This window comes from Xanthomonas vesicatoria ATCC 35937, from assembly GCF_001908725.1.
In the GTDB taxonomy this organism is placed as follows: Bacteria; Pseudomonadota; Gammaproteobacteria; order Xanthomonadales; family Xanthomonadaceae; genus Xanthomonas; species Xanthomonas vesicatoria.
On the sequence record NZ_CP018725.1, the window covers coordinates 2045163 to 2069045 of the forward strand.

19 protein-coding genes and 1 pseudogene are annotated in these 23883 nt (G+C 60.9%); 6 read left to right on the top strand and 14 right to left on the bottom strand.

From position 1 onward, the window contains the following. Window positions 1–85: 85 nt before the first annotated feature. From BJD12_RS08840 to BJD12_RS08860, 5 genes are all read left to right on the top strand, one after another. Entirely contained in the window at window positions 86–1189 is a 1104-nt protein-coding gene (locus BJD12_RS08840; protein WP_005991840.1) for a DegT/DnrJ/EryC1/StrS family aminotransferase, read from the top strand. Further along, a complete protein-coding gene (locus tag BJD12_RS08845) occupies window positions 1174–2139 on the top strand; it encodes a glycosyltransferase family 2 protein (protein WP_005991838.1) in 966 nt (321 codons plus the stop codon). The genes BJD12_RS08840 and BJD12_RS08845 overlap by 16 nt, the downstream gene beginning before the upstream one ends. 3 nt (window positions 2140–2142) lie before the next feature. Continuing rightward, entirely contained in the window at window positions 2143–3072 is a 930-nt protein-coding gene (locus BJD12_RS08850) for a WxcM-like domain-containing protein (protein ID WP_005991836.1), read from the top strand. Continuing rightward, window positions 3059–3496 (top strand): GtrA family protein, encoded by a 438-nt coding sequence (locus BJD12_RS08855; RefSeq protein ID WP_005991834.1) that lies wholly within the window; start codon window positions 3059–3061, stop codon window positions 3494–3496. Before BJD12_RS08850 ends, BJD12_RS08855 begins: the two co-directional genes overlap by 14 nt. An 89-nt stretch (window positions 3497–3585) precedes the next feature. After that, entirely contained in the window at window positions 3586–5838 is a 2253-nt protein-coding gene (locus BJD12_RS08860) for a hypothetical protein (RefSeq protein WP_005991832.1), read from the top strand. Window positions 5839–6022: 184 nt separating this feature from the next. Here BJD12_RS08860 and BJD12_RS08865 read toward each other — a convergent pair whose 3' ends face one another. The 14 genes and pseudogenes from BJD12_RS08865 to BJD12_RS08930 all read right to left on the bottom strand — a co-directional run bounded on the left by BJD12_RS08865 (window position 6023) and on the right by BJD12_RS08930 (window position 22301). Further along, window positions 6023–6961, bottom strand: coding sequence for an NAD-dependent epimerase/dehydratase family protein (locus tag BJD12_RS08865; RefSeq protein ID WP_042827948.1), 939 nt, complete (start codon window positions 6959–6961; stop codon window positions 6023–6025). Continuing rightward, window positions 6945–7979: a GDP-mannose 4,6-dehydratase gene (gene gmd / locus BJD12_RS08870; RefSeq protein WP_005991824.1), complete on the bottom strand. Its 1035-nt coding sequence runs from the start codon at window positions 7977–7979 to the stop codon at window positions 6945–6947. The genes BJD12_RS08865 and gmd overlap by 17 nt, the downstream gene beginning before the upstream one ends. Before the next feature lie 79 nt (window positions 7980–8058). Then, window positions 8059–8658: a hypothetical protein gene (locus tag BJD12_RS08875; protein WP_050812867.1), complete on the bottom strand. Its 600-nt coding sequence runs from the start codon at window positions 8656–8658 to the stop codon at window positions 8059–8061. Window positions 8659–8689: 31 nt separating this feature from the next. Beyond that, complete coding sequence (locus BJD12_RS08880) at window positions 8690–10438, bottom strand: glycosyltransferase family protein (protein ID WP_042827947.1); 1749 nt, start codon at window positions 10436–10438, stop codon at window positions 8690–8692. A gap of 20 nt (window positions 10439–10458) precedes the next feature. Next, window positions 10459–11520 carry a glycosyltransferase family 4 protein gene (locus tag BJD12_RS08885; RefSeq protein ID WP_005991818.1) on the bottom strand — a complete coding sequence of 354 codons (1062 nt, stop codon included), beginning with the start codon at window positions 11518–11520 and terminating at the stop codon, window positions 10459–10461. A gap of 51 nt (window positions 11521–11571) precedes the next feature. After that, a complete protein-coding gene (locus BJD12_RS08890; protein WP_042827946.1) occupies window positions 11572–13980 on the bottom strand; it encodes a methyltransferase domain-containing protein in 2409 nt (802 codons plus the stop codon). 40 nt (window positions 13981–14020) lie between these two features. Beyond that, a pseudogene (locus tag BJD12_RS08895) lies at window positions 14021–15306 on the bottom strand (ABC transporter ATP-binding protein). Then, window positions 15303–16088 (bottom strand): ABC transporter permease, encoded by a 786-nt coding sequence (locus BJD12_RS08900; RefSeq protein WP_042827951.1) that lies wholly within the window; start codon window positions 16086–16088, stop codon window positions 15303–15305. The pseudogene BJD12_RS08895 and the gene BJD12_RS08900 overlap by 4 nt, the downstream one beginning before the upstream one ends. A gap of 90 nt (window positions 16089–16178) precedes the next feature. Continuing rightward, window positions 16179–17558, bottom strand: coding sequence for a glycosyltransferase family 4 protein (locus tag BJD12_RS08905; RefSeq protein ID WP_042827945.1), 1380 nt, complete (start codon window positions 17556–17558; stop codon window positions 16179–16181). Beyond that, a complete protein-coding gene (locus tag BJD12_RS08910) occupies window positions 17555–18754 on the bottom strand; it encodes a cystathionine gamma-synthase (RefSeq protein ID WP_005991808.1) in 1200 nt (399 codons plus the stop codon). Before BJD12_RS08910 ends, BJD12_RS08905 begins: the two co-directional genes overlap by 4 nt. A 90-nt stretch (window positions 18755–18844) precedes the next feature. Next, window positions 18845–20215, bottom strand: a complete 1371-nt coding sequence (locus tag BJD12_RS08915) for a pyridoxal-phosphate dependent enzyme (protein ID WP_005991806.1) — start codon at window positions 20213–20215, stop codon at window positions 18845–18847. A 244-nt stretch (window positions 20216–20459) separates the two neighbouring features. Beyond that, window positions 20460–20678: an HP1242/YdcH family protein gene (locus BJD12_RS08920; protein ID WP_005991804.1), complete on the bottom strand. Its 219-nt coding sequence runs from the start codon at window positions 20676–20678 to the stop codon at window positions 20460–20462. Between the two features lie 352 nt (window positions 20679–21030). Beyond that, window positions 21031–21921, bottom strand: a complete 891-nt coding sequence (locus BJD12_RS08925; RefSeq protein WP_005991802.1) for a coiled-coil domain-containing protein — start codon at window positions 21919–21921, stop codon at window positions 21031–21033. After that, the gene (locus tag BJD12_RS08930) at window positions 21918–22301 is read right to left on the bottom strand and encodes a DUF4398 domain-containing protein (protein ID WP_039421837.1); all 384 of its coding nucleotides are present in this window, start codon (window positions 22299–22301) and stop codon (window positions 21918–21920) included. The genes BJD12_RS08925 and BJD12_RS08930 overlap by 4 nt, the downstream gene beginning before the upstream one ends. Before the next feature lie 99 nt (window positions 22302–22400). Here BJD12_RS08930 and BJD12_RS08935 point away from each other — a divergent pair, with 99 nt between their 5' ends. Next, the gene (locus BJD12_RS08935) at window positions 22401–23534 is read left to right on the top strand and encodes a PilT/PilU family type 4a pilus ATPase (RefSeq protein WP_005991797.1); all 1134 of its coding nucleotides are present in this window, start codon (window positions 22401–22403) and stop codon (window positions 23532–23534) included. Window positions 23535–23883 lie beyond the last annotated feature (349 nt).

Genomic DNA, 23883 nt, shown 5'->3' on the forward strand with positions numbered 1-23883 from the left:
CCTCTCGGCCAAAGATCACTACGGCGGCATACCACCTCCGCAGCATTTCAAATCCACCCGCACATCACTTGGTACCTCGGATTCCATGGACGCCCTGATTCCCGTCAACTCGTTGTCCCGCCACATTGCGCCCGTACAGGATGCACTTTCCCAGATCGCAAGCACGATCGTCGCGAGTGGTTACTATGTGCTCGGTCCGAACGTGAAGGCTTTTGAGCACGAATTCGCCAGCTACTGCGGAAGCCGTCACTGCGTCAGCGTTGCCAACGGGACCGACGCCCTTGAGCTCTCCCTGAAGGCGCTGGGCATCGGCCCGGGGGATACGGTGGCCGTTGTTGCCAATGCGGCGATGTACGGCACCAGCGCGGTCCTGGCCTGTGGCGCTTCACCAGTTTTTGTCGATACAGGCGCGGGGACGGGGCTAATGTCCGTACCTGCGCTGGAAGCGGTGCTCGTTGTCGACAGCGCGCCGGCAGCCGTGATCGTGACCCATCTCTATGGCCAACTGGCTGACATCGAGGCGATCGTCGCGTTGTGTCAACCACGTGGCATCAAGGTCGTGGAAGACTGCGCACAGGCACACGGCGCGGAACGGAATGGCCACCGCGCCGGTAGCTTCGGCGATATTGCTTCCTTCAGTTTTTATCCCACCAAGAATCTGGGCGCCTTGGGCGATGGCGGCGCGATCGTGACAAACGATGACCAGTTGGCCGCCCGTGCCGCGCAACTCCGCCAGTACGGATGGACGGCCAAGTACACCAATACCCTGCGTGGGGGCCGCAACAGCCGCCTCGACGAATTGCAGGCCGCCATGCTGCGCCACATGCTTCCACTGCTAGACGGCTGGAACCAGCGTCGCCGGGATATCGCCAACCGCTACGCTCGGGGCCTGTCCAACCCGAAGATCGAAGTGGGCGGCATGGTGGGCGCCGAAAATGTGGCGCATCTATACGTCGTGCGTTCCGATGACCGCGAGCAGCTGCGTGCACACCTTCAGGCCGCCGGCGTGCAGACAGAAGTCCATTATCCATTGTGCGACCACCGTCAGCCCTGCCATGAGGGTGCATTTGATTCCGTGGTATTACCGAACACGGAAGCCGATGCGGCGCGCGTGACGACGCTGCCATGCTTCCCGGAGCTGACAGATGAAGAAGTCGATCGGGTTGTCGAAGCATGCAACCGGTTCTGAGCGAGGTGCAGTCGCCTTCCCTTAGCCTGGTTGTTCCGATCTACGGCAATGAGGGCTCGATTGACGAGCTCCTGCAAGCTGTCGATTCGATCGCTCGTAGCGTCGAGGGGAAGTTTGAAGCCATTTTCGTGGTGGACGGCAGTCCCGATCGCAGCTACGCCTTGCTGCGCGACAAGTTGCCTGGCTGCGCCTTTAGTGCGCAGCTGGCGACCTTGACCCGAAATTTCGGCGCGTTCCCGGCGATCCGCACCGGCTTGCAGCTCAGCCGCGGCGATTTGACCGCGGTGATGGCCGCTGATCTGCAAGAACCGCCTCAGTTGGTCATCGATTTCTGGCAGCGCTACGCCAGCGAGCGGTACGACGTCGCCTTCGGCGTACGCGAAGCGCGCAGCGATCCGGCCGCCTCGAAGCTGGCGTCAACCTTGTTCTGGGCGACCTATCGGCGCATGGTCATCAAGGACATTCCAAAGGGTGGCGTGGATATCTTCGCTGTCAGCCGCGGCTTCCTGGAACGGCTGTTGCTGTTGAACGAAGCCCATTCCAGCCTGCTTGCGCAACTATTCTGGCTGGGCGGCAAGCGCGAATTTGTCAGTTATCAGCGGCGCGAGCGGAAGCATGGCAAGAGCGCCTGGACCTTGAGCAAGAAACTGCGGTATCTGTCCGATAGCGTTTTTGCTTTCACCGACCTGCCGGTCCGCATGCTGACGGCGCTGGGCCTGATCGCGCTGGCATTTACCACGTTGCTCGGTGCCTTGGTGCTAGCCGCGAAGTTTTCTGGACTCGTCGCAGTGCCGGGCTACACCCTGACCATCTTGACCATTCTCTTTTTCGGCGCACTCAATTCGTTGGGCCTGGGTATCGTGGGTACCTACGCCTGGCATGCGTTCGAAAATACCAAAGCGCGGCCCCTATCGATCATGCAGTCGGTCGAAAACTTCGAAAAGGATTAACCTGTGAGTCATTTCGTGCATCCCAATGCCCTTTGCGAAAGCGACACCATCGGCGAGGGTACCCGCGTCTGGGCATTTGCCCACGTGCTGCCAGGCGCTCGCCTTGGTCGTGACTGCAACATCTGCGACGGCGTCTTCATCGAATCTGATGTTGTCGTCGGGGATCGGGTGACTGTCAAATGCGGAGTGCAGTTGTGGGATGGCGTGCGTCTAGGCGACGACGTTTTCATTGGGCCAAATGCCACCTTCACCAACGATCTATTTCCACGCAGCCGGGTGTATCCCGAGAAATTCCTCGGCACCGTCGTGGAATCAGGCGCTTCGATTGGCGCCAATGCGACAATCCTGGCCGGCACCACCATCGGCAGCGGCGCGATGATCGGAGCAGGTGCAGTGGTCACTCGCTCGGTGCCACCCAATGCCATCGTGGTTGGCAATCCTGCGCGCATCGTGGGTTACGTGTCCGACAAAGATGCGAGCAAGACGTCCCCACTGCCCACTGCCCAGGGAATCACCGACACAGTCGTTCCCGGCGTCAAGCTTTACCAGATGCCCAGTTTTGCCGACATGCGTGGATCTCTGTCGGTCGGCGACTTCGACAGCTTCCTGCCCTTTAATGCGCGGCGGTACTTTCTTGTCTACGGCGTACCCACACAGGAGACCCGTGGCGAGCATGCGCACAAACGCTGCCATCAGTTTCTGATCTGTGTGTCTGGCTCGGTCAGGGTTCTTGCAGACGACGGCGCACGCCGCATCGACGTCGAGCTCAACTCGCCGAACCAGGGCATCCATCTGCCGCCGATGATCTGGGGTACACAGTACAAGTACTCCAAAGACGCCGTGCTGCTGGTGTTTGCGTCCGAGCCCTACGACACCGATGAGTACATTCGCGATTACGCGTCCTTCAAGAGTCTGGCGAATGCGGGCGGATGAGTCCCCACAGGCCGATGCCCTGCTGAGGCGGCACCGGTCATTAGTCTCAGTAGCCCTGCGTTTCCTGCTGGGCGGAGCACTCAACACGGGCCTGACCCTGGTGCTGTACTGGGTGCTCCTTCGCTTCATGCATTATCAGTGGGCTTATCTTGCGAGTTTCTGTGCAGGCATCCTGCTCAGTTACCTGATCAACACCCGTTACGTCTTTCGTGCTGAACACAGCTGGCTAAAGTTTGCGGCGTTTCCGCTCATCTATCTGGTGACCTACGCACTTGGGGCCTTGGCACTTAAACTCAGCGTAGGGCACCTGGGCGTGCCGGCGGCGGTCGGTCCGCTGATCTCCATCGTTGTCACGCTGCCCGTATCGTTCATCCTAAGCAAGTTGTTGTTGCAGGCTCCCAAGCCAGCCCCCTCTCAGGGCTGAGCCAGACGAAGCCCAGAATGTCACCCCACCTTACCGCCTGCCTGCAGCCCCCGTTGACGCAGCGCATCCATTCTTGAACTGTGGATCACATGAGCACCCTACCTCCTCCGACGACGCCGGTCCGCCCCCTCATCAAGACCGAATGGCTGCCCCTACTGCTAGGCGCCCTTCTGTCCGTCGTGGCGGGCAGCGTCCTGCTCGTCGGCTGGCGGGCGGGCCTGTTGCCCGTGCTGGACTATCCACTCTCGTATAGCGGCGACGCTTTGAGCAGCCTCTGGCTGACGCAGCGAGCAATGGAAGGATGGATCTTCGAAAACGCCCGTAGCGGCTTTCCATTCGGCTCCTCCTTCCTGGATTACCCCGGGGCAGACTCCGGCAGCTTCCTGTTCCTGAAGCTTGCCGGCATGCTGACCGGCAGCAGTGCCGCAGCACTGAATCTGTTCTTCCTGCTGGGCTTTGCCGCGAACTTTCTGACGGCATATTGGGTGATGCGCTGGCTGCGCGTGGGTCGTTCGCTGTCCTTTACCACTGCCATGCTCTTTACGCTGGCGCCGTTCCATTTCCTGCGCCTGCAGCACATCTTCTACACCTGGTATTTCGGCATCCCGATCTACTTCATGCTTGCGATCCGGATTGCACGCGCCGACGTATCGCTGGATTTCTGGAGCGCCCGGCCCGCCCGCAAGATCGCGCTTGCTGCGCTGTACCTGGTCCTGAGCTGTTTCGGCGTCTACTACACGGCATTCGGCCTGATCCTGATTGGAACGGCCTGCCTCATGGCGTTGTTCCAGAAGAACTGGGCGTCCATCACCCGCCTCGCAGCACCCGTCATTTTCTTCCTCGCGCTTGGCACGCTGGCAAATGTCGCACCCAACGTGATCAACGAGCGGATCAACGGTCACAATCCGGAAGTCGCTGCCCGCGCGCCGGCAGAGTCCGAGATCTACGGCGTGAAGTTGATGCAGTTGATCCTGCCGCGCCCCGACCACAGGCTACCGAAGCTGGCCAATGTGACGGCCAGCTACATGGCCAGCACACCGTTGATCAACGAGAACACGACCGCCTCGCTGGGCCTGATCGGTTCCTTCGGTCTTGCCATCCTGGCGCTGGTCGCGTTCGCGCGCCTGTCCGAGCGGCGCAATGAAGAACGCATTGCCCTGTTGGCGATTCTTTCCGGCGTCCTTCTGGCCTTCATGACCATCGGCGGGCTTGGCTCACTCTTCGCGCACGTCGTATCGCCCTCCATCCGCGGCTGGAACCGGGCCAGCATCTTCATCACGTTCAGCACCCTCGCTGCGGTAGCCATCGCCGTGCAGATGCTGTCCGACAAGGTGGGGCGTCGGCACCGCATGACCATCGCCTCGATCGCTGCCGCCGGCATGCTGGTCTTCGGCATCTGGGACCAGACCTCGGCGGTGTGCGGCCCGTGTCAATCCAGCGCGCGCACTGCGTACGAGCAGGACAAACGTTTCATCCGCAGCATTGAAGCTGCCCTGCCTGTCGGTGCAGCGGTTTACCAGTTGCCCTACATGCCGTTTCCGGAAGTGCCGCCCAAGAATGCCCTGCACGCATACGACCTAGCGGTGGGATTCGTCCACTCGCAGCACCTGAAGTGGAGCTACGCAGGCATGAAGGGCCGTGAGGGCGACCTGTTCTACCGGAATCTGGAGACCCAACCCGCCGCCGCACAGCTCAAGGCGATCGGTCGCTTCGGCTTCGACGCTGTCTACATCGACAAGCGCGGCTACGCCGACCAGGGAGCGCAGGTCATCGCTGAATGGACCCAGGCCATTGGCGCGCCGCCGGCGATGACGCGCGAGGATGGCGCTGTTGTGGTCTTCCGTCTGCCAGGTGGTGCCAAGCCTGCAAGCGCCGATGCTGCAAAGGACACCGTGGTCACCGAGCCCGCGGCAGATACCAGCATTACGCTCCCCGCGCTCCGCAGCTTGCTTACGCAAGGCTGGTCGTCCGACGAGGCATGGGGTGTCTGGTCGGAAGGCACAAGCTCATCGCTGCGCTACCGTGTCAACTCAACGACCGTCGGCAAGACAACGGTGATTCTGCGCGGCAACCCGTTTCTGCCTGGCCCCCAGCAAGCCCTGCGCATCCGTGCCACGGTCAACGGCGTCCAGGCGCTCGACACCCGCGTCACTGCAGCACAAGCGGTGCCGCTGGAACTACGGATTCCGGTCACGACCCGCAAGCCTGGTGAAGTGGTGCATCTGGTTCTTAGCTACGAAACACCGGTCTCTCCCGCGCAGGTCGGCATGTCTGCGGACCAGCGGCTGCTTGCCCTCGGGCTGACCAGTCTTGAAATTTGCAAGTCCGATTGCAGCAGATAAGCAGGCCGGGAAGCGCGATCACCAGCGCGTTAATCGCCCCTTTCACCTGGCACGGTTCCTGGCAACTGCGGGTGCGTCAACGTGTTAGATAACGCTGAACAAAAACACTACCAGGCATTCGCAGCGAGCTTCGGCTGAATTTTCCAGCCGAAGCTCGATTGCTCTCAATGCCCTTGGATTGCCCTCACTGCTCAGCGCTGGCAGCTTCAAGCATCCAGCGCAGCGTGTCCTCCAGCGCAAGACTCTGCCAATCGCCGATCAGCTCCTGCAATCTGGCATTGCTGCCAAGCAACTTCTTGACCTCGTTCTCCCGAACGAATGCGGGGTTCACCTGGACGTCGATGTCGTGGCCGGTGATTTTCGAGCAGATCCTGATGATGTCCCCTAGCGAACTGGCGACACCCGAACACACATTGACGATCTGCCCTTCGGCCGCTGGCGCCTGCAGGAGCTTGCGGTAAGCCAGCACGACCGACCTGACATCGCCGAAATCGCGCCACACTTCGGTGTTGCCCAACTCGATGGAAGAGGCGCGCGATGCGAAATGGGAAACGATCTTGGGAATCAGGAAGTTGGTCGCCTGACCGACCCCGGTATAGTTGAAGGGGCGGGCAATCACCAGGGGCAGGCGCTCGCGCCACAAGCTGGCGACATATTCCATGGCGAGCTTGCTCACCGCGTAGTCGTTCGCGGGCGCGGGCGTGACCGACTCGTCGATCACGCCCTCGGTTGCATTACCGTAGACATTGGCACTGCTCGCGATCAACACCCTCTCCGGGCGGTGTTGGCTTGCAGCCAGCGCCTGCAGCAGGTTACGCGTGCCGAGCAGATTGACGCGGTAAAAATCGTCGGCATCCCCATGACCGACAAAGGCCACTGCTGCCAGATGCACAACGTAGTCGGCTTGGGCCTGCGCAACGGCGCGGGCGACGTCGGCAGCGTCGCGCAGATCCATCGGCCAGAACTCGTCGGTGCTGCCCGTGCCGGCAGCGTCCGAACGCGTGCCGACGCCAATGACCGTGCAGCCCTGTTCCTTGAGCTGCTGGGTCATGTAGCGCCCGGTGAACCCGGACGCTCCGCTGATCAGAACCCGCTTGCCCGTCAGCTCAGAATGAGAAGCCACGCTCGTTCCTCTTCAGATCGGCCTCGACCATCATCTGGCACAGCTGCTCCAGCGTGGTCTCAGGCTTCCAGCCGAGGATGCGGGCCGCCTTTTCGGGATCGCCGATCAGCAGCTCCACTTCTGCAGGGCGGTGGAATTTCGGATTGATGCGCATGACCACCTTGCCGGTGGCAGTATCCACCGCAGTCTCTTCAGCGTCCTGTCCACGGAACTCGACGTCGATGCCCGCGCCCTTGAACGCCATGCTGACGAAATCGCGCACGGTCTCGGTGCGATTGGTTGCGAGCACGAAAGTATCCGGCTCCTCGGCCTGCAGCATCCGCCACATACCTTCCACATACTCGCGCGCAAAGCCCCAGTCACGCTTGGCGTCCAGGTTGCCCAACTCCATGCAGTCCAACAGCCCGAGCTTGATCTTGGCCACCGAGTCGGTGATCTTGCGCGTCACGAATTCGCGTCCACGCAATGGACTTTCGTGGTTGAACAGGATGCCGCTGCAACCAAAGATGTCGTAACTCTCGCGGTAGTTCACGGTCATCCAGTGCGCGTAGAGCTTGGCGACGCCGTAGGGGCTGCGGGGATAGAACGGCGTGCTTTCGATCTGCGGGACCGCCTGCACCTTGCCGAACATCTCCGACGTCGAAGCCTGGTAGAAGCGGATATCCCGGTTCACCTGACGGATCGCCTCCAGCAGGTGGACCGGACCGATACCGGTGATCTGCGCCGTTGTGGTCGGCTGATCGAAAGACACGCCCACAAAGCTCTGGGCCGCCAGATTGTAGACCTCGGTGGCTCCGGTGCTTTCAAGCATACGGATGCTCGACCCTAGATCCGTCAGATCGTATTCGATCAGATTGAGGTTCGAGTGGGCTGCAATTCCAAGCTCTTCGATCCGCCAGAAATTGACCGAACTCGTACGGCGATACGTGCCGAATACGCGGTAGCCCTTGTCCAACAGCAGTTCTGCCAGGTAAGCGCCGTCTTGACCCGAGATTCCAGTAATCAACGCAGTTTTCATTAACACATTCTCTTGTTTACGTATTGGTTCCGGCTTTGAGCCGATGCAGGATCGGGCTGTGCCCGACGCGCGGTGCGGCTCAACGCGCTGACAGCGGCTTCCCACCCGCACCGCATAGGGTCTGCTTGCCCTGATCTGCGCAGCTGGTGAACGGGCCGTAGTCGAGCGGCTCGATCTTGAAATCGCTGAACCAGGCGACGCCTTCCTGTACCAGCCCGAATCGCAGGCTCTTTCCAACCACTGCCTGGGCTGGCACCTCGGCGATCACCTCGGCGGAGGCACCCGCAGCAATTCCATCAGCGGGAAGCGGAGCGCGTACGAAATCCTTCGCCGATACAGTGCCGGAACTGTCTACCAGAGAGATTGCGAGGTTGACCGGCAAGGTGCCCTTCGAACTCAGCGTTTCCTTGCCAGCGTTGGTGACCGACACAACGGTGCGTATCACCTCGCCATTATTGGCAACCACAGGGTCCGAGACGATGGCATAGCGGGCCCCGACCTGCTCCTGCGTCAGGGGGGTCGTCATACCGGGTGCTTCGGAGGCCGGAGCAGCCGGTTGAGGTGCGGCGGTTACCGGCTGGTCTGCCTCAGGCGATTTGGAGCAACCAGCAAGGGTGATGACAGTCGCCAGGATGGCGACAGTGCCCAAGGAGACGGGGGTTTTCACAAAAGATTTCATGCGTTAGGACCTGGGTTGGATGAATGTGCCCTCATGATTGAGTGGCTTCTACACGTACGAGCAGCCGGGCTGGTACAAACCCCCGACTTTTGAACCAGCAAACAGATTCCTGGACGAGATCGATTTCCAATTCATACTCACCAACTGCATCTGGCACGCGAAGCGAGATGACCTGTTCGCGACACGAAGCTGGCTCGATTGGCTCGTCGATCCATTGGCGCGGCTGCTCCACTTGCTGCAGCGGTGCAGCAACGGAGCGCCAGTAATATCCGATGTAAATGCCGAACGGCATCACCGAGTGCCCGGGCGGACTGAGCCACGGGAACCCGCTGGTATTGTTCAGCATCAGCCGTACGGTTACCTCGCTGGAGGGCTCGGCCACACCAAGATCGGTTTCGATCAGTGCCGCCCCTCCCTGACATGCTTCGACCGGCAAGGCCTCAGTATAAGGGTACGGCTCGACCGTGGCGAAGACCATTTGTCCGTGCGCGTCGACCTGGCGCTCGGATAAGGCCTTGAGTGCAGAATCGACCCACCGGTCACCACGCAGCGTACTGCGGACATCGATTCTCTGAACTTCGCCCGACAGCGGAGAATCAAGGTCGATCTTGAGATCGACCAAGGCCTCGGCGACGCGATCCCTGAAATCGGAAAAGACACGGTTGGATTTCAACAGCTTCACATAGCGGTCGGTAGCACCGTATGGGTCAAGCTCCGGGCGACTCGCCTGATCTCCACATTCTTCTGCCCAACGCGAGTACGCTGCCGAATCCAGTGCAAAGTACCGCAACAGACGGCCAAGAACCTCTGGACAGTCGGAAGTGGGGGGCACTTTCCTGACGCAGGACGGCAGTTCTGCGTACCAGCCCTGATCCGATACCACGACAGGCAGGCCCGCCTGCAACGCCTTTGACACCACCGCGGATGCTTCGCCCATGGTTGGCTGGCGAAGCGCGATCATCAGGTCGGCGCGCTCGAACACACTGCGAAATTGCTCGTCGTCGATGCGACCATGATTGACCAGCCGCACGTTCTGCAAACCCGAAAGCCGTTCCAGCTGTAGCTGCACGGCAGGTTCGACCACACCGGCTATCTCAAGACAAAGCGGGTGAGTCAACTCGGGCTCGACCTGCAGCAACGCCTCAACGATCCAGTCGAACCTGCGATTCACCTGCCCACCGCCCATCACCGCAATGGTGCTGAGACGATCACGCACCCGATGCCGCGCGGCGACAGGATAGAGCTGGGGGATGACCGTAACAGGCAGCCACGGAAACTCCTTGGCAACCCTGTCGGCCGCGTATCGGGAATGCACGACCACCTCGAGTGCGAATTTCGTCGCCACTTGATGAAGCGGGTAATGCACGATGTCGTCACGGCCCCAGATCGGAGAGCCATAACGCAGTGCAAGCGTTGCATTCTTCACTTCAGCAGCCGAATGCCATTGTTCCAGCACCCGCGTGTACCCGTCGCCGAGCTGCGCCTCGTCACTCAGGACACCCGCCACCATGTGGTGCAGCACCAGATCATGCAGGTGAACAACGCCGGGAACACATGCCATCAGCGGAAGCATCCACCCATGAAAGGCGGGGTGATTTCCCATCTGGTAGACAACGGCATCCGCTTCAAGCAGCCCGTCGACAACCTTCTGGGTTCCCATGAGTTCCACGTCACCGCGGACCACCGTATCGACCTGCACGCCGCGCGCGCGCAGCAGTTCCACCAGCCCGGCCGAATACTCGGCAATGCCGGAATGCTCGGGGGGTAGTGGCCCGACCATGGCAATGCGGAAACGCGTGTTCAAATCCTTTCCTCCACGAGCTCGCGTATCACGCGATCCCATGTAATCGAGGTACTGAGTCGGTATCCTTCATCGGCAAGCGCGCGTAGTTGCGCACCGGTTCTTGCGTAGCAATCCCCGATACTCTGCGCGATTTCCTCTGCCGTGGGACCGGTGACCAACCCACTTCCGGTGGCTTTTACGATCCTTCCGACTTCACCGCTGTCGTCAACCGTAATGACAGGCTTATGCGCCGCAAATGCCTCCAGGGTTGCGAATCCGTAGTCTTCGTCAACGGGAGAGTAGAAAACGGCCCTGCAACCGGCGATCAACGCGAGCAGTTTCTCATCCTCGACAAAACCCGTCAGTTCCACCCTGTCCTGCAGCCCCAGCTCATGCACCAGCGGTGCCAGGGAGAGCGCGTAATCACTGGCTCCTGTGCCCGCTATGACGATTTTGGCTTTTGGCACATGTGCCGCTGCGCGAATCAGCAGGTCGGGCCGCTTCATCGACTCGAGTCGACCGATGCACAAAATATAATCGCCGTAGTCACCAGATGTGATCAACGGGGCCAGTTTGGATGGAGGGTATAGAACCTGCGAAGAAAGACCATTGAACTGCTGAAGCCTCTCGGTCACGGTCTGCGAGATGGTGTAGCGCGATTCGATGTCCGACAACAGCTGCGTGTCTGAAACGCGCAAGGCGTCGCGCAACGCCACATCGCGGGAGTTCAGATGGGGGAAATCAAAACGGGTGCGCTCCAGATCGTAAAGTACCCTGTGCTGATGCACCAGCCAGAGCGTCTTGTTCGCATGCTGGGCAGCGTATGTTGGAAACTTGGTACAAATGCACAGGTCGATCTTCTGCCCGTTACTTTCATTCAGATCCAATAACCGCCACGCCAATGCGGAGGAAAGGATTTCCGTTTCGGGATACCAACGATACGGCAGCTGCACCAGTTCGGCAACGACCTGGCGTTGCTTACCCCACAGATTGATCTGACGGACCAGCTCCTCATTCAGAAACTCTGCCCCTCCCCTGATAAACGGCACCTGCGCACCGAGCACGATGACTCTTTTCACGACCCAGACCCCCTACATGATGTCCTTACCACAACGTTGACTTCCTCTGGATTATTTACGTGACTTGCGGATACGACTACCCAGCTGATCGACTGCGGCAACACGTTTGTCCATTGCAGCTTCTGCCGGAGTCGGCACCGAACCATCAAGGGTGGCTACGACCTCCAGCTGTGGGACTGGCGCGTTACGGACAATCGCAACATTGCCGTCGCCACGTTTGAGTACCCGCGTGGTGAACAAACGAAGCGGCGCCGTAATCCGCCAGGACCGGCTTGCATGAAGGCTGTCGATCTGTCCTTCCAGGACCTCCACCGCCAACTCAAGCTCGCGAATGTGCTCTCGTGCTGCAGTAGCGATCTGCATGCTTCTGGAAAGATCGGCCTGCAGCTCCTTCACTCGATTTCTATCCTGCTCGCGCGAGTTCTCGAGGTGGGACATTTGTTGCTGCTGTGCGGCAACCCGAGCCTGCAAGGCGGCATTGGTCGCCTCTTGCTGCTCAACGACGCGTTGGATGCCCAGCGCATCAGTCCTCGCAACATCGCGCTCCTCAGTCAGCCGCGCCACATCGACGGCCAGCAACTCGGCCAACTCGCGTGCGCGCTGGCGCTCCTCAAGCTCCTGCTCAAGCTCTTCGATCCTGGCTGCAAGTACAGCCTTGTCAGATTCCAGCTCGGCAGCACGTGCGGTCAGCGACTCGGTCAGCTCCCGCGCACGCTGACGCTCTTCTACCCCTTGCTCAAGTTCGGCGATGCGTGCCGCCACTGCCGCCCTGTCTGATTCCAGCCCGGAAACGCGCGCGGCCGACGCCTCGCTCTCACGGTTAGATGCGATCGCTTGAGCTTCGAGTCCTTTGGCCCAGGCTGCCAGTTTCTCGCTGTCCTCCTCGAGTTGCTGGCACCTGCTTTCGGAAGCGGCAATTTGCTGTTCAAGCAACTGGATGCGCCCCTGTTCCTTCGATGCGCTCTCACGGAAATGCTCGATCGCCGCGCCACGTGCGGCAAGCTCCACCCGATGATGCTCCGTCTCGATATGCACCGCGCTCAGCCGCGCGTTGTAAACGAGTAGCGCGTCATGCAGACGTCGATAAATCGATGCCCACTCGGGAAGCGGGGCCGGTGCGGCATCGGCTTGTTGGAGACACTGTTGCAGCAGGGCGAACGTCAACTGGGAACGATTCTGCCCAAACAGCGCTACGAACGCATTGCAGTACCGGGCGGGTAGTGTCGTGAAATCCAGCGCAGGCTCACGGCTCGGGCTGGAGCAAACAACCCGACGTTCAAGAATCTCCTTGACCGTGATCAGGAACGAAAACAACAGGTCCTCAAGCCAGGAGCAATCGGCGGCGTTGTTCGAAATCGCACCGTAATCGATCAGTACAGCACGCTTTTCCGACGTGATGAGGATGTTCCAGCAGCGCACATCGTTGTGATACAAACCGGCACGTTCAAGCAACACAAGTTGCTCGAGAATCTGCGCGATTATCTCATCGGCGTCATAAGCCGAACCATCGTCGATCGCCTGGGAAAGAAGCCGCCCATCCATCATCGACCTGGCAAGAAACAAATCCCTGGAATCGTTCAGCGACGCGATCAGGCGCGGCGCCGGATAGCCGAGTGGCGGATTGCTTAGAAACTCCACTTCATTGACGAATTCGCGCAAGTTGATCTCTGCGCGATCTTCAACGGCCAGCGTCATTCTTTTTACGAAAACCTGTGGCCCGAAATAATAGCGACGCGATTGCAAGTGCGTGCCCCGCCCATGCGCATGCGATTCGGCTGTCCAGGACGTGAAATCGCCGATGATTCCGTCCACATACCAGAACTGGCTGCTCGCGAAATAGAGCGGCCTTGACACTGCCGAAAGGTGCGTCTCCTGCCGCGAAAGCAGGCGCAGGAACGCATAACTGGATAGGATTTCGGCAGGATCCTGCGGTAACGATGGTGCCCAGTAAAGCGGCTCCTCATGCAAGGCGAGTTCAAACACGCCCGCAGCGGTCTTTTCCGAAAGCTTGCGACACAGTTCCGATACGCTTAGGATGCCTCGGGCGTGTACGAGATGATGGAAGACGCTGAGCCCGAGGACCAGATCGTACTGACCCGGTTCAAGCCGATCTATCACGTCTTCGACAGTACCGTGCTCAAAGCTCGCTGCAAACAAAGGATTTTCGGCAGCCAGCGCTTTGCACACATTTACATTGAGATCGAGAAAGTCCACTCCGTGCACCGTGTGGCCATCGGCCGCCAGGTTCAATGAGAAGAAGCCCTGCGCACATCCAAGATCCAGGACGCGCAGCGGACGCTCGAGCGCAGCCTGAAGGCGCTGCGCACACTGGCGGATCAACAGCAGCCTATCCTCGCAACCACGCGAGCTGCCATCGGAAAGTTCGGGATGCGCGAAAATCGGCTGATACTTCTCAGGCAGGGCTGCCACAAGGGCGCCCATACTCAGTGACTCGGTCATGACTGTTCGCTCTTTGAATTGATGTGAAATTCCGCCGTCGTCATGACAAGGCCTCAACGATCTCGAAGTCGGCCTTCAGGTCCATCATTCCCCAAAACTGCATCCCTCTGGCCACGTTCAGCAAGATGGCATCGTAGCGCCGATCCAGTGGCGTCAGTTCCACCAGCGGATCTCCACTGGAGATGCCGAGCGAGATCAGGTAATTCGCTTCGTTCAGGTCAAGAGGCATGGTGAACTTGCAGACAATCACGTCTCCTGCCTTAGCCGCAATCCCGGTGCGACCCTCGCTGGAAAGAAAGGAGTTGGTTCCGTAAAGAAACAGCCCTTCAATCGTTTTCACCAGGATACCGGGGACCACGTTGTCGAAATCCTGATCGAATGCGATCTTGACGTAGAACGTCGTCCTCGAGCCGCTTTCCACGCGCGCGGGAAATTCCTGACCGTCGCTGGAAACCACGTAGTCCAGAATTCGGGCACCGCCCTGCCCCAGCGATGCTCGGACGCATTGTAATATGGCCTGGTATGGAACACGTCTTCGCTGCCGGTGCGGAACTCCTCCGGGGTGTCCTTGGCCTCCGCTTGAAGCGAGACGGGCTTTTTGCCAAATAGCTCATCGAGGTACAGGTTGGAGACCTCGCGGGACGGACCATCGGCATGCACGCTACCGTCCTTGATCAAAATGGCACGATCGCAGTGTTTGACGACATCTCCGACCGCATGACTGACGAGGATCAGCGTCATTCCCTCGTCCTTGTAAGACTGGATGCGCTTGAAGCACTTCGCCTGAAAATACGCATCGCCCACCGACAATGCTTCGTCGACGATGAGTACATCGGGCCGAAATGCGGTGGCCACCCCAAACGCGACGCGCACCTGCATACCGCTTGAGTAGGTGCGTACCGGCTCATCGAAGTACTCTCCGATCTCGGCAAACTCCTGTATCTCGGGCAACACCTTGTCGATTTGTTCCAATGTGTAACCCATGAGCCCGGCAGAATGTCTGGCATTCTCCCGGCCACTCAGGTCCGGATTGAAACCCATGCCGAGCTCGAGAATCGCGGCGATACGGCCATGCCGGATGATGCGTCCTTCGGTAGGTTGCGAGGTACCGGTGATCAGCTTGAGCAATGTGCTCTTTCCGGCGCCATTGCGCCCCATGATCCCGATCGACTCACCCGGAGCGACCGAAAACCCGACATTCCGCAGAACCCAGTGCTCTTCTCGCGGCTTGACCTTCAACCCGAACCAGCTGGCGGCGCGTAGCCACTCGCTACCCCAGACACGATAGGACTTCCCCAGCCCCTCAACCATCAACACCGGGCTCATAGGGCATCCACCATTTCGGCACTCGCGCGGCGAAAAACGACCAACGACAGGACACACAGGACGAGGGTCGCCAGCATGAGCGGGACAAGCTCGATCCACGCCGGGGAACGCCCGTAAAGAAGTACTCCCTGATAAGCGCTGACAAGCGGGAACAGCGGATTGAGCTTGAAGAGTTCCTGGGTCTGCGCGGGAAGGATATCGATGGTGTAAACGATAGGCGTCACCCAGAACATTGCCTGCAGAACGACCGGCACAACCTGCCCGATGTCACGCACGAAGACATTGAAGACGCCGAGCAGCAATCCAATCGACATCGCGAAAGCCAACGTCAGCAGCATCAGCAGCGGCAGCCAGGCTGCCTGCGGGCCCAAAGTGTGCCCCAGGATAGCGAACACGATGATGATTGCCAGGAACAGCAACAGGTTGTTCACCATGACGGTGCCGCCGGCAATGAGTGGGAGACATATCCGCGGGAAGGCTTGCTTCTTCATCAAATTGCCGTTATCCACGAACAATGAAACACACTTGCCAATGCATTCGGCAAACAGGGTCCAGCAAAGCGTTCCGGCCATCAGATACAGTGCGTAAGCAAACTTGTTGTTGACCCCTGGCAGCTTCGCGGCCAGCACCTCGGAAAGAATCGTCGCAAAGATCAGCACCTGCATAAGCGGGTGGATGATCATCCACAGTGCACCGAGTTTGCTGCGCAGGAAGCGCAGACGCAGGTCATTCCTGATCGACGACAGAATGAAGTATCGGAAGGCCCATACGGACCGGATCATGTCCAACATTGCTACCTCTGAAAGTGTTCACTACTTTGGTGAAGCGGGGAACCAGATCGCTACATCACAGGCTCGACAAAAAAGTCACGGTCAGTGCGTTGACGCGACCACGTTCGCAGCCCTTGCCAGCAGATGCTCCGCTACGCTTCGGGGAGCAAGCCTTGTGCAGATATCGGCCCTGGCTGCTTCGCCCAGCCGCCGCGCCTGTGACGGGTCGTCCGCAAGCCGACGCATGGCAGCTGCGGCAGATGCAATGTTCGGCTCTGCCCAGCGCGCGCCATCCGACTCCGGATATCGGCCCGCAACCGGCACCAGGTCGTAGTCTACGAGGCAAGAGTTGCTGTCCTTCATGAACTCCATATTGCCCGACCAGCCCGTTGCAATGACCGGCTTGCCGAGTGACATGCACTCAGCAAGCCCCAACCCGAAGCCTTCGGCCCGATGCAGCGATACGTACACGTCGCAGCAGCGCTGCAGCGCGCGCACATGCATCCTGTCGATCACCTCGTCCCGCAGCAGGATCCGCTTGTCTGCCGCCACCAGGCTCAGGAGTTCTGCCATCTGCTCGGGGTACATATGCCCATTGCTTGACTTTACGACTAGGCGCACGTCGTTGCGGCCGTCGGGAAACGCATGCCTGAATGCACTGACCACGGCCTGGGGATTTTTCCTGGCCACGAAAGAGTGGAAATCAAAAGTGAAAAGAAAGACGAAGGTTTCCGGATCCAGCCCGAAGTCCTGTCTCTGCAAGCCGCTATCACGCTGGTCAGAGAGCGGCAGCGGGAGTCGCATGATCGGTCTGTCGGTCACGCTGCGGAATGCATCCTCTATGAATCGTGAGGCCACCATTATCTCGTCCACCAGTGCAATGGCACTCAGCCAACTTGGCGGAATCACTTCAAGCTCCCAGAACCAGCATGCAATGACGTAATGTCCTTCCATACGGTCCCGGCCGATCTTCTCAAACGCGGCTTCGAGGTAGTCGGGATTGACGAAGACGACGGTGACCTGGTGCGGCATGCGCTGGTCGATGAGACCATCCAGGCTCCGGTCGTCCCAGGAGTGCGGAAGCCCCATGTCCAGGTCATACAACGACACGGGCACGCCAGCGCTGATCAGCGCACGCGCATACATCCTTGCGCTCTCCGCTAGCCCGAATTCGCCACGAAGGTAGCCAACGATGTTGATCCCGACCGATGGAATCTGGGTGACGGAGAAATCAGCGCTCATCGGCAAGGAAACGTCAGCGCCTCCTGAATTCAGCTCCCAGGCATCCGTGCGCTGAAACCGCGTTTGAACCGTGGAGCGGGCGGACAGGGTGGAAGACACGCGGTCACGCCAACGTTGCGGGAAAACGCGATAAATACGCTGCAACCAGGATTGTTGGCGTATCCATGATTGCAGGCGAAGGCCGGCAAGCCCGCTCCGCCAATAAGCGAAGAAGTCCTGTCGTTGCGGCGACGCAGTCATGAAGAGCTAAACGCCTCAAGCGCCCGCTCCAGATCCCCCCGCAAATCCTCCAGATCCTCAACCCCCACACTCAACCGCACCAGCGCATCGCTGATGCCCAGCTGGTCGCGGCGGGCCACTGGGATGGAGGCGTGGGTCATGACGGCGGGATGATTGACCAGGCTTTCCACGCCGCCCAGCGATTCGGCCAGGGTGAACAGTTCGGTCTTTTCGCAGAAGCGCTTGGCTGCCTCAAACCCGCCTTTGAGCACGATGGAGACGATGCCGCCGAAGCCGGACATCTGACTTTTCGCAAGCGCGTGCTGCGGGTGCGAGGTCAGGCCGGGGTAGATCACCTTTTCGATCGCGGGATGTGTTTCCAGCCATTGCGCCAGCGCCAGGGCGTTGTCGCAATGCGCGCGCATGCGCAGCGGCAAAGTCTTCAAACCGCGTAGCGCCAGGAAGCTATCGAACGGGCCTTGTACGCCGCCGATGGAGTTCTGCAGGAAGGCCATCTGTTCGGCAAGTTCTGCGTTGTCGCCAACCACCGCGATGCCGCCGACCATGTCGGAGTGGCCGTTGAGATACTTGGTTGCCGAATGCACGACGATGTCGGCACCCAGGCTGAGCGGGCGTTGCAGCATCGGCGAGGCGAAGGTGTTGTCGACCACGATCAGCAGGCCGTGCTTGCGCGCGATCGTCGCAATGGCGGCGATATCGACCAGCTTGAGCATCGGGTTGGTCGGGGTTTCGATCCACACCATCTTGGTGTCGGGGCGAATCGCGGCTTCGAAGGCGGCCGGGTCGGTCAGGTCGACGAAGCTGAAATCCAGGCCGGCGGTGCGGCGGCGCACGCGCTCGAACAAGCGGAAGGTGCCGCCGTACAGGTCGTCCATCGCCACGATGTGGCTGCCGGCATCCAATAGCTCCATCACCGTGGACGTGGCGGCCATGCCGGAGGCGAACGCGAATGCGCGCGTGCCGCCTTCCAGCGCGGCCACGCAGCGCTCGTAAGCAAAACGCGTCGGGTTGTGCGTGCGCGAATACTCAAAACCCTGGTGTTCGCCGGGGCTGGATTGCGCGTACGTGGACGTGGCATAGATCGGCGGCATCACCGCGCCGGTGCTGGGATCCGGCGACTGCCCTCCATGGATCGCCAGCGTTGCAAGCGACAGCGCGCGCTCGCCGTCATGGCTATGAGTGGTGCGGTTGGACATGGAGGTTCCCGGAAAAAGTGGGCGATTGTAACAAGCAGGTCTGAATGGCCCGCGCCGCGCGTCTCATCGAAACGCGCGGCTGCACGGGGGTCACTGCACGCGGCGGCGCAGGTAGTTGAGCAGGTCGATACGGGTGATCAAGCCCAGGAACTGCTTGCCGTCCATGACGATGGCGACCTGGCCGCGGTCGAACACCGGCAGCAGCGCTTCGATCGGCGATGCGACATCCAGGCGATCGAGCTTGCTGACCATGGCGGTGGAGATCGGGTCGCGGAAGCGCGCCTCATCGCCATACACATGCAGCAGCACGTCGCTCTCGTCGACGATGCCGACCAGCTCGCCGTCGTCGATCACCGGCAGCTGCGACACGTCGTACAGCTTCATGCGCTGGTACGCGGTGGTCAGCAGGTCCTTGGGGCCGACCACCACGGTGTCGCGCTTGTTGTAAGGGCGCAGGATCAGGTCGCGCAGGTCGCCGTGCTGCGGGCGCTCCAGAAAACCGTTGTCCAGCATCCAGTAGTCGTTGTACATCTTGGACAGGTACTTGTTGCCGGTATCGCACACGAACACCAGCACGCGCTTGGGCGTGGTCTGCTCGCGGCAATACTTCAGCGCGGCGGCCAGCAAGGTGCCGGTGGACGAGCCGCCGAGGATGCCTTCTTTGGCCAGCAGCTCGCGCGCGGTGTGGAAGCTTTCCGCGTCGCTGATCGAATACGCCTTCTTGACGCGGGTGAAGTCGGAGATATCCGGCAGAAAATCCTCGCCGATGCCTTCGACCAGCCAGCTGCCGGACTTTTCGCTGACCGTGCCCTCTTCGATGTACTGGGTCAGGATCGAGCCCACCGGGTCGGCCAGCACCAGCTCGGTCTGCGGCGAGGCGGTGGCGAAGGCGCGCGACAGGCCGGTCATGGTGCCGGAGCTGCCGCAGCCGAACACGATGGCATCCAGCTGGCCGTCCATCTGCGCCAGGATTTCCGGGCCGGTGCCGAATTCGTGCGCAGCCGGGTTGTCCGGGTTGCCGAACTGATTGATGAAGTAGGCGCCCGGGGTCTCGGCCGCGATCTTGGCGGCCAGGTCCTGGTAGTACTCCGGGTGGCCCTTGGCCACGTCCGAGCGGGTCAGCACCACGTTGGCGCCCATGGCCTTGAGATTGAAGATCTTCTCGCGGCTCATCTTGTCCGGCACCACCAGGATCAGCTGGTAGCCCTTCTGTTGCGCCACCAGGGCCAGGCCCAGGCCGGTGTTGCCGGCGGTGCCCTCAACCAGAGTGGCACCGGGCTTCAGGTCGCCTCGCTGCTCGGCCGCTTCGATCATCGACAAGCCGATACGGTCCTTGATCGATCCGCCGGGATTGTTCGCCTCCAGCTTGAGGAACAACTCGCAGACGCCGGTGTCCAGGCGCTGGGCCTTGACGATCGGCGTGTTGCCAATCAGTTCGAGTACGGAGGAATGAATCGCCATCGGGATATCGTCGCTGCGCCACGCGGGCTAGACCGGTCATTATCCGACGAACGGCCGGGGAATGCTCATTCAGGCGGGAAAGGATCGTGGCCGCCTATGAACGAGCGTGCTCAACTGGCTGAAGGCGCGCCAAGCGCAGGCATGGGCGCAGGCATGGGCCCAAACAAGGACGCGGACGGTGGCAAGCCGACGAGGAGGCTGCCACCGCCCGCGACGGTGAACTTGTTCTAACGGTGGGGAAGGATCAGTGCGTGAGCTGGTCGTACATCCGGGTGAGTTTTTCTTTGGCCTGCAATTTTTCGCGCTTCATCTGGCCCAAGGTCACGTCGTCGATGGGGAGTACCCCAAGTTCGGCATCCATGCATTTCTTGTTCAAGAGCTTGTGGCGTTGGTAGAGCTGCTTGAACTCGGGATCGGACTTGATCAATGCGTCGATTTCGGTCTGCGGTTGCCCTTCGAACATGGCGTTACCTCCTTCACTTAAAACAAGAACGCCCCGGCCGCGAACGGCGCAGGGCGCTGCTTGGGAATCGAAGACCCGCGCGTCACGTCGGCAAAGGCCATCACGGTAGACGCACTGGTAAAACCACTACCTGTTGCAACTGCGTGCGTCACTGCGTGCCCTTGCGTCACTGACCCGGCCCTCCGTACTTCCGGGCGGCGGAGTTGCTGCCCAGAGGTACGACCCTACGCCGGTCGCGGAGGGGGTTCAAGGCCGGAACGGCTGCTTTTGCCGTTCCCTGCGTCAATCAATGACCGCGGTTCAACCGGGCGTCATGCCCGGGTTAAAACGCCTTAACTTCCAACCACTTGCATTACGGCGAGACAACGATTTCGGCTGCACGCGTCTTGCTGGCGGCACCCTTGCTACCGCTGACCTGCAGCCGCGATGCTGCAACACCCCCAGCGACCAATGCGTCGCGGAGCGCCTCGGCACGCTTCTTGGCCACCGCCGCATCGCTGTCGAAGCCGACGATGCTGACCCGGCCCTTCTTGCCGATGTTCAGGTATTCGGCCAGCGCCTTGGCCTGCCCGGTCGCATCGCCGGACAACGCCGCCTTGCCGCCAAACGCGCCACTGCCTAGCGAGAACACTTCGCCGCGGCTGTCCACCTTGGACGACGGCAGCTTGGCGCCGGCCACCAGCTCGGCTTCTTCATGGGCGAGCTGAAGGGCTTTTTGCTGGGCGGCGTTGAGCTTGGCCGTCTGCTTGCCGGCGACGCTGGTCAGCGCCAGCTCGGCATCCTGGCGGGCTAGGGTCTCCTGCTCGGCGGCCTGTCGCATGCGCTCGGCCTCCTCGGCCTGGATCTGCGCCTGCACGCGCAGGCGCTCGGCCTCCTGCCGGGCGCGCGAGGCGTCGCGGCGGCTGGCTTCGATCAGCAGATCGTTGCGGGTGCCTTCCAGGCGGTCCAGCTCGCGCCGGGCCAGCGAGGTGCGGGCGGTGAGCTCGGCGATCTCGACCCGGCGGTCGGCCAGAAACACCAGCTCATCGCGGTCGCGACGCTTGGCCTCGGCAAGCGCGCCGATGGTCTGCTGCGCCTGCAGGCGTTCGTAGCGGGCCAGGTCGCTGGTCTGCGGGTCGTTCTGCAGCGCTGCCAGGCGCCGATTGAGCGCGTCGGCCTGTGGATCGTCCTTGGCAGCCATCGCCAGCGACGGCAGCGTGGCCAGGCTCAGCACACCGATATAAAGGAAGGGGCGCAGTGTCATCGGCCGTTCTCCCCGGTGTTGAGGCTGTTCTGCAGCTGCGCCACTTCCTTGCGGCGTTGCTCCAGCTGGGCGCTGACCACCGCCTCTTCGCTGCGCGCCTTTGCCAGGTCGGCATCGGCGGCGGCGCGCAGGGCAATCTGCGGCACCTGCTTGCGCTGGCGTTTGTCCAGTTGCGCCTGCTGGGCCTGCATCAGTTCCTGGCGGGCCAGGTTGACCAGATCCGGGGCATATTGGTCGGCATCGGCCTGGGTGGCACGTTGCACGGCCTGTTCGGCGGCGGTGAGCTCCGGTGCCACCTGGGCGGCGGCTGGAGAGGAAAGAACCATGAAACAGGCGATGCCATACAGGGATCGCCGCAAGTATGCGAAGCTAGCCGTCATTAGGGGAGCCGTAGCGAGGAAGTCTCGAGCACGGCCATTGTCGGAAGCCTGCGGCGGACTTGCAACGAGACGCTGCTGTTTGTTGGGGAACCATTGCGCATGGATATCGGCTACTTCCTGAAGCTGATGACCGAAAAGAATGCCTCGGACATGTTCTTGACCACCGGCGCGCCGGTGTACATCAAGATCGAAGGCAAGCTCTACCCGCTCGGCAATACGGGGTTGCCGCCGGGGATGGTCAAGAAAATCGCTTACTCACTGATGGACGAAGGCCAGGTGCCGCAGTTCGAGCGCGAGCTCGAGCTCAACATGGCCATTGCCCTGCCCGACGCCGGACGCTTCCGCGTGAACGTGTTCAAGCAGCGTGGCGAAGTGGGCATGGTGATCCGCGCCATCCGCAGCCGGATCCCGAGCATCGAAGAGCTCAACCTGCCGCAGGTGCTCAAGGACGTCATCATGACCCCGCGCGGGCTGGTGCTGGTGGTGGGCTCGACCGGCTCCGGCAAGTCGACCTCGCTTGCCTCGATGATCGACCACCGCAACAGCACCACCACCGGGCACATCCTCACCATCGAGGACCCGATCGAATACCTGCACAAGCACAAGATGTCGATCGTGAACCAGCGCGAGGTGGGCCTGGACACGCACGCCTTCCAGAGCGCGCTGAAAAACGCGATGCGCGAGGCGCCGGACGTGATCCTGATCGGCGAGATCCTGGATGCCGAGACAATGGAGGCGGCGATCGCCTTCGCCGAAACCGGTCACCTGTGCCTGGCGACGTTGCACTCCAACAATGCCGACCAGACCATCGAGCGCATCCTCAACTTCTTCCCGGAAAGCGCGCACAAGAACGTACTGATGAACCTGGCGCTGAATCTGCGCGCCGTGGTCTCGCAGCGCCTGGTCAAGGGCGTGGATGGGCGCCGCCGTCCCGCCACCGAGGTATTGCTCAACACCCCGATGATCCGCGACCTGCTGCGCCGCGGTCAGGTGCACGAGGTCAAGCAGGCGATGGAAGAATCGCTGGAGGAAGGCATGCAGACCTTCGACCAATGCCTGTTCCGGATGGTCAAGACCGGTGAGATCGAGCAGGAGGAAGCGTTGCGTGCGGCCGATTCGCGTGACGGCCTGGCGCTGAAATTCCGGCTGTCCGAAGGTGGCTCCGGCGAGCACGATCCTTATGCCGACTACGAGACGGCAGCGGCACCGAAGATCAGTCACGGGTTTATCTGATCGGTTGACGGCGAAGATCGGTGATCTTGCGGCGCTTGGGGCCACTGGCGACTGGTGGTCCGGACCTCTGCGACGAGCACCTCATTCGCGACGTCGATGCGACGAACACCCTCATCCGGCGCTGCGCGCCACCTTCCCCCGCTTGCGGGAGAAGGGAGATCGGCGGCCAAGTGATGCCTCCAGGGTGCCGGCTCCAAACTCTTCAAACTTGCATCGCGACGCCGGCGCAGCATGACGACATCTGCCCGGATCGATGAGTGGCTGATTGCCTTTTCCCGTACTACGGGAGGAGGTGCCCGAAGGGCGGATGGGTGGCTGAGTGCCCTTCTCCCGTACCACGGGAGAAGGT